Here is a 9,977-nt window from a genome sequence, read left to right as displayed (position 1 = left end):
CCGAGTAGTCCTTCATCGCCATCGGCGGTCTTCTCGCTTCCTCCGGACCAAGCAGATCCAGTATCAGCGTGTCCACCACTCAGGGGGAGGCCCCCCCCTCGTGGTGCGGGTTGCACAGCAGGATGAGGTAGCGCATCGCGTCGATCATTTCGCGGTGACAGTGCCCCTCCGGCCGTCCGCCCCGACCCTCCGGCCATGCCGACACCAGCATCACCGCGCACTCCGCAACCGCCATGTCGCTCGGATACCGGCGCAGCCGACGCCCCGGCGCGATGACCCCGAACCGGTGGACGCAGCAGTCGCACTCGGCGGTGACCGGAGTGGACTCGACGACAGCTTCGCTGGTGAACCGGCGTGACTACGGGCCTCCTTCTTGCGCATCTCACAGGTGGCACCTGTCACCGAATGATCACCCAGCGGATGACTCGAACGCCGCTGGGTTGGCCACAACGCACTGAGGCCATCCATGGACATGTCTCGCCCGCAGACGCCGGCGCCGTCATACAGGTCGGGGCCGCAGGCCAGCAGGTAGGGCCCTCCACCGATGACCGGGCTGCCCCAGTACAGCGGGCTCAATCCGCACTGAACCTCGGAGGAGGCCATCGCAGTCGTCAGCCAGCAGACCCCCGGCCCGGTGCGTGCAGGACGCTCGGAAGCCGGGCCTCAGGGAGGCGACCGCCGTGTCAAGGAGCGAACAAGAGTCACTCCGAGTAGCATTTCATGACAAAAGTAAGCACCGGGGGCAGGGAAAGGGCAGTAGCGTCAATTGGTGCTGCTGCCTCATCTTGACAGCACCAGGCCGGCGATGGGGCTCGCGCTATGAAGAGCACGCTCAATCGACTGATAGAACGCACCTATTTCCACGGGTTGGTATTCAACCAGTCCTGGGAGGACCCCGTTCTCGATCGTGAGGCGCTCCGAATATCGGCGGACCAAGACACCGTTCTGTCCATCACGTCGGGCGGCTGCAACTGCTTGAACCTTCTTTGCCTACGGCCCCGACGGCTCATCTGCGTAGACCCCAACCCCGCTCAGACGTACCTGCTCGACCTCAAGCTGGCAGGCATCCGGCACCTTGACCATGACGAGTTCTACACTCTCCTCACGTCGTGTGGCACCACCGAAGCGGTGGACATGTATCGGCGAGCATTGCGTGCGAAGTTGCCTGCTGGCGCACGAGATTACTGGGACAGCAACACTCGGGTGCTGGAACGTGGGATACTTGCCCAGGGCAAGCTGGGGTTCTTCTTGAATTGGCTTCGCCGCTATGTGCGATGGGAACTTGGAGAGCGACGGATCCGTCAATTCTTCGAGGTCGACAACATCGATGACCAGCGCGACTTCTACTACCGCGAGATCCACCAGCGGTTGTTGCGCGGTTCGATACTCAAAATCCTCGGCTCCCGATGGGTGCTTGCCTGCGCTGGCATGCACCCCTCCCAGTATGACCTGATCCAAGACCGCCAGGGCATAGGGCGATACATACGCGATCGCGTGGAATATGTGCTGACCAGAGTCCCGATACGTGGCAACTACTTCATGGCCCAGGCATTTTTGGGTGCCTACCTGGACGCGGAGAACGTTCCTCCATACCTCCTCGAGCGGAACTTCGAAACCCTGAAGCAAACGGCCGATCGAGTGGTCAACGCCACGGCCTGGCTCACCGAGTACCTCGACTCATTGCCCGAGTCCTCAGTCGACAAGTTCAACCTCCTAGACATATTTGACTGGATGAGCCGGGAGTCCCTCCATGCGACGGTGCGCAGCGTGCTCAGGGCTGGTACGCAAGGAGGACGCTTCATCTACCGCTCCGCCATTCGCTCGCTTCCTGTCCCCCCGGAGCTCCGAAGTGCGGTGGTCAGCGAAGACGATCTCGCACATCAACTCTTCGCACAGGACAGGTCCTTTACGTACAGCAGCTTCTACGTCTACCGAATTCACTAGGAGCGAGTCGCGGATCCATTGCGCTGGACGTAGCCTTGGGCCAGCCACGCCTTCCCAGGTCAGATGTATCCCCGCTTCCCATGACCGGATACTGGACGAACTTTCACCCGAAGGAGTGAAGTCGTGCTCGAGCAGCTCAGTATTTCAGGCACCGGTCATGCGGTCGGCTCGAAGATTGTCTCGAACACCGGCTTGGCGGTTTCGATGGGTCTGCCCACGGATTGGTTCACCAAGCGGACAGGGATTGATGAACGGCGGGTATGCGGGGAAGGAGAGGACGTCCTCACGCTGGCGGTGTCCGCTGTCGAGTCGGCTCTCCAGGCGAGTGGGCTGAAACCTGACATGCTGGGCCCCGAAACAGTTCTCCTTCACATCCAGAACGGCCTGACGGCCTTCACCCCGCCGTCAGGGATCATCTTGGCGGATGCGCTGGGGCTCAAGGGCCTACGGGTACTGTCCGTTGACGGAGTGTGCGCTGAACCTGTGGCCATGTTCGAGATGGCTGTGCTCATGTTGTCGAGCAATCGTTGCAGTCGGGCCATCATCTCGTCGAGTGTGGATTTCCTGCCGATCATCAGATCGGAGGACAGAGGCACCGTCGGGCTCTTCGGCGCTGGTGCGGGCGCGGCTGTGGTCGAACGGCACACCACGTCACAGGGTATGTCGGCGAAGGTCATGTGCATTCAGTGGGTGACTCACCCCGACCATGCGGACCTGGGGCGCATCCCAATACTGGGCTACGACGCCGGCCCCGAAGGGGTCAGCGTGCAAGCGGGTTTCTACGACATGAACGGCTCTGGCCTGGTTCGTACGGGGGTACGCGTTATCCCTCCCCTGGTTTCCCGTGTACTCGAAGAAGCCGGATGGAGTCACGACGAGGTCGACCTGGTCATCTCCCATCAGCCGAACGTTCGCATGCTGCACGTTCTCATCGAGGCTCTGGGCTTCCGGCCGGAGATCTTTCCGATGCCTGCCAGCCGCCTGGGAAACATGGGCCCGGCCAGCCTGTTGGTGAATCTCTCCCTGGCCAGAGACGCAGGCATGCTCCGTCCGGGGCAAAGGCTGTTGCTTCTCGCCTTCGGCCTCGGGTTCTCCTGCGGTGCAGCGGCAATCGAACTCGTACCCGGTGAGACGGGGTGCCATGACTGACGCAAGCACATGGGTGCGACCTCCTGTCTCGGACTCGCTTCACACTCGGATGACCGAGGACCAGAGAGCGATCGCGGCGGCCATGCGTCCCGTCGGGCTTCCCGATGGCAGAACACTCCGCGTGCTCGACTGCGGAGAGGGGGACGCCGTTGTACTCCTGCCCATGGTCACCGAACTGAACTTCGTCTACGCTCCTCAAATCGCTGAGTTCCAGCGCGACCATCGCGTCGTGCTCTATGAACCACTGCTCAGCACGAGCACACGAGTCGGCATCAAGGACAGGGCCCATGAGGTCCGCTGCCTGCTTTCCGCTCTCGGTATCAGCCGTGCGCACTTCGTTGTGTGGGGCGACACGGGTGCAGCAGCCTATTATCTGGCCAAGCATCACCCCGAGTTGTGTCGCTCGATGATCTTCGTCGGGCTGGCCGATCGCTACCGGTTCCCACAACCTTACGGCTTCTGGCTGAAGATGCTGGAACATCTCCCGATCGAGCGAGTGGTGTCATCGCAGGTGTTTGCGACACTCCTTGGGCGCTTCGTCGGAGGGACCCAGATCAAGCCGGAGTGGATCGTTCAGAAGGCGCTGGTCGTCCTTCGGCTGACGGCGCTGTTCAAGCACAGCATTCTTCCCAACCTGACCGAGCATCGCCCGACGCCGGGCGAGGTTCACGTGCCCAGCCTGGTGATTTCCGGCGACAGCGACCGCATTGTCTCGGTCGCCCAGGCGCAACGCATGGCCGCGCTGCTTCCCAACGCGGGCGCAGCGGTCATCAAGCCAGGTGGTGAGCACTTCATCACCTATGTAGACGACTCATTCGTCAACGAAACCGTTCGCCGTTTCATCTCAACCGTGAAATAGCTGATGAGATCATGGCGAACGTAAGGAGACCCCCAGTTCCGGTCCCCCAAGCCGCCGACCCCACCGCACCCATCGACGGACTCCACCCGCTCGCCGTTCTCGGCATCGGAGTATTGGTCACCGCGGTCGCCCTACCGGAATCATGGCAGGGCTGGCCCTATGCGCCGTTTCCTGTCTTCCACGCGTGCCTCGCCGTTGTGATCCCGCTATGGTTTCGGGCTGGTCCCACCGGTCGGCCTTGGCCGGAGATTCGGACGTATCTTCCGAAGCAGGGCCGACCGTTGGTTGCCGCCCTCGCGTTCATCGGAGGCTTCATCCTTCTCTACAGCCTCGCCATGACGGCCCTTGGCAAGACGCGGGATCCCGCGTGGAACCTGCTTGCTGCCTATGGCAACTTCGCGGATCTGTACGCAGCACGTTATGGAAGCTGGTTCGCACTGATCACCTCGTACGTCTTCCTGGGACTGTGGCCTATGTTCGGAGAGGAGCTCTTCTACCGCGGATTTCTGCAACGTTCGCTGCTGAGGAACTCCTCCCTCCCGATCGCTTCGTCCGTCACGTCCACCCTGTTCGGCCTCCGCCACTCGGCCCAACTGGTCTACCTCTTGCCCGCATACCCGTATGTGGCCGGCGCAGCATATTTTGTATGGGCTTTCGGCGTCAGCATGATCTGGTGCTGGGTGTATGCACGGACAGGATCTCTGTGGCTCTGCATGGCGACACATGGGGTGAACATAATCCTCGCCCCAATCGTTGTGGCCCTCGTGATTCGGTAGGTTCCGCACGTGCCACGTCCTGAATCACCGCTGCGCCCATTCATTCTGCGCGGCGCACGCGCTATTCATCGAGCCGGAGCCTGGGGGTTCGACCGTTCTGGTCCCCTTGCGCCACTCCTTGCCGAACTCGGCGCACCACTGCATCGGTGGTTGTTTCCCCACTCGCTTCTGACGGATCCAGCGATCCCCGTCGACGTCGACGGCTTTCGGCTCTACCACGAGGGGCGCGCCTCGTATCACATGCAGATGCTGGCGATGGGCATGCACGATCGCGACGTCGCGGCGCTCATCCGGCACCTCGTCAGGCCGAACATGTCGGTCGTGGACGTGGGCGCGCACCTCGGCTACTTCACGCTGCTGTGCGCGCGCCTCGGCGGAGTGGCGAGCACAGTTTGGGCATTCGAGCCGTCGTCGGCACTGCTCCCCATCCTGCGGAGAAACGTGGCGGAGAACGACGTCGACGGCGAGATCCACGTGGTGCCGAGTGCCGTGGGAGATTCGGTCGGTGCGGTGACGCTGTTCGCGGGCACGCCCGACAGCATGCTGTCCAGCGTCCACCGGACCGCGGCGGCCGGGGATGGCCCGGGGCCGAGAGAGACGGTTCCGTGCACCACCTTGGACGCGTGGGCCGAACAGAGCCTGTGGCCCAGAGTGGATCTGGTCAAGATCGACATTGAAGGGCATGAGGTCGCGGCGTTGGCTGGTATGCGGGAGCTGAGCCGTCGAAATCCCGGCCTGGTCCTGATCATCGAGCTCAACGAGCGGACGCTAGCCGCTGCAGGTGAGTCGATCGACTCGTTCTGGGCGGCACTGGCCACGTGCGGATTCGACGACGTCTCCCTGGCGGGGCTCCCTCCTCGACCGGTGACGTTCCCCCAGGACCGGGACGCCATCCGACGGGAGATCCGTCGCCAGGGAAACGGGCGAGTCAATCTGATGTGCGTGCGCAGGCTAACGTAGCCGCCCGGTGAGCGGCTCGTCGGATCTCCGATCCGCTCCTCGCACTCGCGACCAGGAAAGCCCCTGCCAGGGACGAGAGCAGGAAGCACGATTCGGCGTACCCGCGCACGATGGACAGCAGCCCGGCCGTGAGGAAAACGACGCCCAGGCTCAGTTCACACCATGCGATCCGCGAGGCGGTTCCGACCCACTGCGCTTCACTCTTCCGGATGACGCCTAACGACCCTTCCTTAGGGGTTCTCACGAACTCCGGCTCGTCTCGCTTGATGGTGTCCCGGAAGCCGGCCAGGATGGAGACCGATACGCCGATGGCGAGCGGCAACGACAGCGGGAGACGCAGACAGCGCCGCGCCCAGTCGTCGTACAGCATCCTCTGCGAGAGCACGCATTCCTGCAGCGGCGGGAACAGTACGACAAACGCGCTGAGACCGACTTGGGTGATCACCCAGTACGGAGTGCGCGGGAGCCCAAGGACGATATAGGAGCTGGAGAGCAATCCGGTCAGGGCAAGCACCGGTGTGGCCAGAACCAGGTGCAGGGAAGAAAGCTCGAGAAATCGCCGCCTGTTGCCCTGCGGCGGCCTGAGCGCCTTCTTCCCATAGTCGAGGAAGAGCCGGAATGCCGCGCGCGCCCAGCGGCGTTGCTGGTTCTTGTAGCTGATGTAGGTGTCGGGAAGGTCGCTGCTCGCCAATGCCTCGTTGACGAAGGTTACCGACCAGCCCGCGAGCTGGGCGCGAAAGCTGAGGTCGATGCCGTCGTCGGTGAACGGTGCCTCGCGCCACCCTCCGAGATCCTCGATCGTGCGCTTCCGCCAGACCCCGCTCGTCCCCAGATACATGGTGGGCTCCCCCCTGGCCTGGCGGAGCCCGTTCGAAAAGCAGAACAGGCTGTCGAGGACCGCTGCTTGAAACAGCGTCAGGGAGGATGAAAGACCGTTGCGGTGCCGCCACCGCGTATGGACTGCACCGACACGAGAATCCTCGAACAGGGGCACGGTTTTGATGAGGAAGTCACGATCCGGTGTGAAGTCCGCGTCGAAAATCGCCACGAGGTCGCAGTCGGCCATCCGCATACCATGATTGAGCGCCCCTGACTTGTACCCATCGCGACTTGCCCGGTGGACGTATTCGATCGCGACGGAGCCTCCACGATGTGCCTCCACGACGGCCTTGGCCAGCGCGGCCTCTTCCCCCTCGGAGTCATCCAGAACCTGAACCGCGAGTCGCCCATCCACATAGTCGAGGTTCGTGACCGCCGTGAGCAGTCGGTGAAGAACTTTGTGTTCTCGATAAATGGGGAGTTGCACCATGACTGTCGGCCAGGAGTAACTGGTTCGCTGGGTGAGTTCGATGGCTGGCCTTCCGACGCCCTTCACCTCGGAATAGGCATGAATGACCAATATCCGCAGTTGGGCTATTGCGAAGAACGCCAGCATGATGGAAAGGGCTATCACCAGCATGCCGATCAGCCTAGCCCGAATCCCGCAAGAGGGCTCGCCGGCCTACTGACGCGCGGCTGGTTCATCCGGGTGATGAGTCGACGAGTTCCGGGCCGAGGCGGGCGAGCGAAGGCGGATTCCCACTCATCATGGTGACGTAACTGTTCGCCACCGTTCGCCCTGGTTCTTTGTTCCTGAGCAGTCGAGGAGGCCGTCGCGTGAAGCATCACTTACCCTTTAGTCGGCACCTCAAGGAAGTCGGAACCGAAGCCGTCTTCATCACCGGTACATCCAGCGGGATCGGCAAGGCAATCGCTCTTGACCTCGCCGGGCGGAGTGTGACCGTATTCGCGGGTGTGCGTAAAGCCGGGGACGCACCGGAGGGCGACGGGCTACCAGGTGCGGTGCACGAGATCCTCTTGGACGTCACTAGTGGCAGCCAGATTACGGAGGCGGCCGATTCGATCCGCCGGCTCCTGGGTCGGCAGCGCCTCCGCGGAGTGGTGAACAACGCCGGCGTCGCGACAGGCGGCCCTCTGGAATACGTGACCATCGACGAGATGCGACACCAGTTCGAGGTCAACGTCTTCGGTCAGCTGGCCGTCACGCAAGCGGTTCTTGACCTGATCCGCGAACACGGGGACGGGCGCGTACTCTTCACGAGCTCGATCGGAGGGCACATCGCCGCACCCTGCTTCGGGCCCTACGCCGCGTCAAAACACGCACTGAACGGCATGGCGGAGTCGATGCGACGCGAGCTGCGGCCATGGAACATCCGCGTGTCCGTCCTCGTGCCTGGAGCGGTGGCGACACCGATCTGGAGCAAGGCAGACCATTCCGTGCAGGGCTTGACGAACCGACTGCCGACCAGGGCGAAGGAGTTGTACGGCAGCACACTGGAGAACATGCAGCGATATGTGGCTTCCGCCGCCGCGGGACGGAGCATTTCACCGTCGGTGGTCGCCCGTGCCGCCCGTCATGCGCTCTATGCGCGACATCCCAAGGCGGCCTATCTCATGGGCGCGGAGGCACGCGCGGGGGTGGCCTTGTCCGCCGCTCTGCCCACGCGTGTCTTCGACGCACTGCTTGCCAGGCAGCTGAGCAGATCCCCGTTGAGATAGCCCTTGACCGACGTGGGCCGGCCCACCTCAAGAAACCGCGGACAGGATCTCCCAGTCCGGCGTGTAGCCGCAGTGCCAATACAACACGGAACCTTCGCTGCGCCCCTGAGCAAGACAGGACTCCATGATCGACCAGGTCTTTCCGCCAAATACCGGGTCGAGTCTCAGCCCTGTCTCATCCTCAACGGATGCGCACAGCTCAACCAAGTCAGTTGAGTAGCGACCGAATTCACGATAATTCCTGGTCGTCCTCAGGTCCATGCGTCCGCTGGGCAAGTGGTCGGACACCGACAAGTAGTGCTCGGTCCACCGGACAAGACCGCGGATCCACCAGCGTGCTGGGCCCGGATAGACCTGAACGCCGACGACATGGATCGGACGATGTCCTTGCCGGCGTAGGAGGTTCTCCGCCAGTACGAAGCCCGCGAACGCCGTGCCCGACGCGGCAGTGATGAATACCGTCTGCAGCGGCGGCACCCCTATGGCCTCGACCTGACCCACCATTTCGAGGAAACCGCGCGCAGCAGCGATCACCGCTGCGGGATGCGCGAGGCTCGGCGGGGCGAGGAACGGCCGCCGTCCCGCCCTGCGGCTCCGGTAATAGGCGCCGGCCAGCGCACCAACTGCCTCGATGTGGCTCGGACCGATCAGACGCACGCTGCTTCCGAGACCGCCGAAAATCCGCCGTCGTTCACCGGGAGGAAGAGGGGGAACGTCAGCGACGACGATTTCCCATGCGATGTCGAACCGCCGAAGAACCGGGAGGATGTCGTGGACGAGGTTGGTCACGTTTCCCACCGGGGTGACGAGGCTGCCGTACCCCTTCTCCAGCATGTGCCCGACCAGATGTTCGATCTTGCGTGTCTTGACGCCTCCGCGACCGTGACCGGAGAGGTCATCACGCTTGACCAGGACGTCCAGCCCGCCTGATCGGGTGATTGTCGAGATCGGCGTCGGCCACTGCCCCAGAGGGACGAACGGGGCATCCAGAATGCGCTTGATTCCGTTGTGGTTGTGCATAGCTGGTCCCTCAACCCGCTGCCACGGCCGGTCCGGGCATGGGATGGAGGATCACAATGGGAAGCTCTCGGGCTGTGCGCTGCCGGTAATCCTCGTACCCGGGGAAAGCCTTGACGAATCGGAGCCACAGTTCCGCACGTTTCCGTTGGTCAGCCTGCTCGGCCCGGACATAGAACGTGCAACCTGCGATCTCGACCGTCGCGAGGGGATTTTCCCCGAGATTCAGCCACCAGCCCGGAGGCTGGTCCAGGCCCCCATGAGAGGCGATGACCGCGAGGTCTTTGCCATCCTCGACAGCGAGGAGGGGAACCGTCCGCGGCTTACCGGTCCTACGGCCCGTCGTCGTCATGATCACGATCTTGCCGTGCTTCAGGCCCAGCCGTCCCAGCAGACCACGCGTTCGTCGATAAACGCCGAGATGCAGCACGCTCATGACGACGATGAATCTGCGAAGAGCAGGACTGGACTTCTGCCCGATCCGTCGCATGACCACGCGTAGCAGGGCCACCCCTAGTCTGTGCATAGGGACTCCCGTTGGCAGTCGATCTCTCGCCCCAAGTTACGTCGGATTGCCTATGTCCGCATGATGGCGGATTGATGCCTGGCTTCGTTCACTGAGCTTCTTCGAGTTGGCCGCCGATCAGGTGACGGTCCACGAAGCGCAACGAGCGAGGCCCCCGAGCTGTTGATCGAGATGTCTGACGTCTCAA

At 62.9% G+C, this 9,977-nt stretch carries 9 protein-coding genes; 6 read left to right on the top strand and 3 right to left on the bottom strand.

What is annotated here, in order from left to right; translation table 11 throughout:
- The first annotated feature begins 819 nt into the window (after positions 1-819).
- The 5 genes from ACWC0C_RS47465 to ACWC0C_RS47445 all read left to right on the top strand — a co-directional run bounded on the left by ACWC0C_RS47465 (position 820) and on the right by ACWC0C_RS47445 (position 5,688).
- A complete protein-coding gene (locus tag ACWC0C_RS47465; protein WP_450871382.1) occupies positions 820-1,944 on the top strand; it encodes a DUF3419 family protein in 1,125 nt (374 codons plus the stop codon).
- Positions 1,945-2,067: 123 nt separating this feature from the next.
- On the top strand, positions 2,068-3,093 hold the full coding sequence (locus tag ACWC0C_RS47460; protein ID WP_450871381.1) for a 3-oxoacyl-ACP synthase III family protein: 1,026 nt from the start codon (positions 2,068-2,070) through the stop codon (positions 3,091-3,093).
- 49 nt (positions 3,094-3,142) lie between these two features.
- Positions 3,143-3,952 (top strand): alpha/beta fold hydrolase, encoded by an 810-nt coding sequence (locus tag ACWC0C_RS47455; protein WP_450871380.1) that lies wholly within the window; start codon positions 3,143-3,145, stop codon positions 3,950-3,952.
- An 11-nt stretch (positions 3,953-3,963) separates the two neighbouring features.
- On the top strand, positions 3,964-4,728 hold the full coding sequence (locus ACWC0C_RS47450) for a CPBP family intramembrane glutamic endopeptidase (protein ID WP_450871378.1): 765 nt from the start codon (positions 3,964-3,966) through the stop codon (positions 4,726-4,728).
- 9 nt (positions 4,729-4,737) lie between these two features.
- On the top strand, positions 4,738-5,688 hold the full coding sequence (locus ACWC0C_RS47445) for an FkbM family methyltransferase (RefSeq protein WP_450871376.1): 951 nt from the start codon (positions 4,738-4,740) through the stop codon (positions 5,686-5,688).
- Here ACWC0C_RS47445 and ACWC0C_RS47440 read toward each other — a convergent pair.
- A complete protein-coding gene (locus ACWC0C_RS47440) occupies positions 5,657-7,147 on the bottom strand; it encodes a glycosyltransferase (RefSeq protein WP_450871375.1) in 1,491 nt (496 codons plus the stop codon). The two genes, ACWC0C_RS47445 and ACWC0C_RS47440, sit on opposite strands and share 32 nt — an antisense overlap.
- A gap of 197 nt (positions 7,148-7,344) precedes the next feature.
- On the opposite strand from ACWC0C_RS47440, the gene ACWC0C_RS47435 reads away from it, so the two are divergent.
- Positions 7,345-8,247 carry an SDR family NAD(P)-dependent oxidoreductase gene (locus ACWC0C_RS47435; RefSeq protein WP_450871374.1) on the top strand — a complete coding sequence of 301 codons (903 nt, stop codon included), beginning with the start codon at positions 7,345-7,347 and terminating at the stop codon, positions 8,245-8,247.
- A gap of 27 nt (positions 8,248-8,274) precedes the next feature.
- On the opposite strand, the gene ACWC0C_RS47430 is transcribed toward ACWC0C_RS47435, so the two are convergent.
- Positions 8,275-9,267 carry a hypothetical protein gene (locus tag ACWC0C_RS47430; RefSeq protein WP_450871373.1) on the bottom strand — a complete coding sequence of 331 codons (993 nt, stop codon included), beginning with the start codon at positions 9,265-9,267 and terminating at the stop codon, positions 8,275-8,277.
- 10 nt (positions 9,268-9,277) lie between these two features.
- A complete protein-coding gene (locus ACWC0C_RS47425; protein WP_450871371.1) occupies positions 9,278-9,700 on the bottom strand; it encodes a nitroreductase/quinone reductase family protein in 423 nt (140 codons plus the stop codon).
- Positions 9,701-9,977: the final 277 nt, after the last annotated feature.

The sequence above is a fragment of the Streptomyces sp. NPDC001709 genome (genome assembly GCF_053596375.1).
The sequence above is the reverse complement of the archived record's forward strand: the minus strand, read 5'-3'. Positions and strand labels throughout refer to the sequence as shown.

Excerpts from the sequence above, each read along its gene's own strand:
- ACWC0C_RS47465 (WP_450871382.1), top strand. The coding sequence starts at position 820 with ATGAAGAGCACGCTCAATCGACTGATAGAACGCACCTATTTCCACGGG.
- ACWC0C_RS47455 (WP_450871380.1), top strand. The coding sequence starts at position 3,143 with ATGACCGAGGACCAGAGAGCGATCGCGGCGGCCATGCGTCCCGTCGGG.
- ACWC0C_RS47450 (WP_450871378.1), top strand. The coding sequence starts at position 3,964 with ATGGCGAACGTAAGGAGACCCCCAGTTCCGGTCCCCCAAGCCGCCGAC.
- ACWC0C_RS47440 (WP_450871375.1), bottom strand. The coding sequence starts at position 7,147 with ATGCTGGTGATAGCCCTTTCCATCATGCTGGCGTTCTTCGCAATAGCC.
- ACWC0C_RS47430 (WP_450871373.1), bottom strand. The coding sequence starts at position 9,267 with ATGCACAACCACAACGGAATCAAGCGCATTCTGGATGCCCCGTTCGTC.
- ACWC0C_RS47425 (WP_450871371.1), bottom strand. The coding sequence starts at position 9,700 with ATGAGCGTGCTGCATCTCGGCGTTTATCGACGAACGCGTGGTCTGCTG.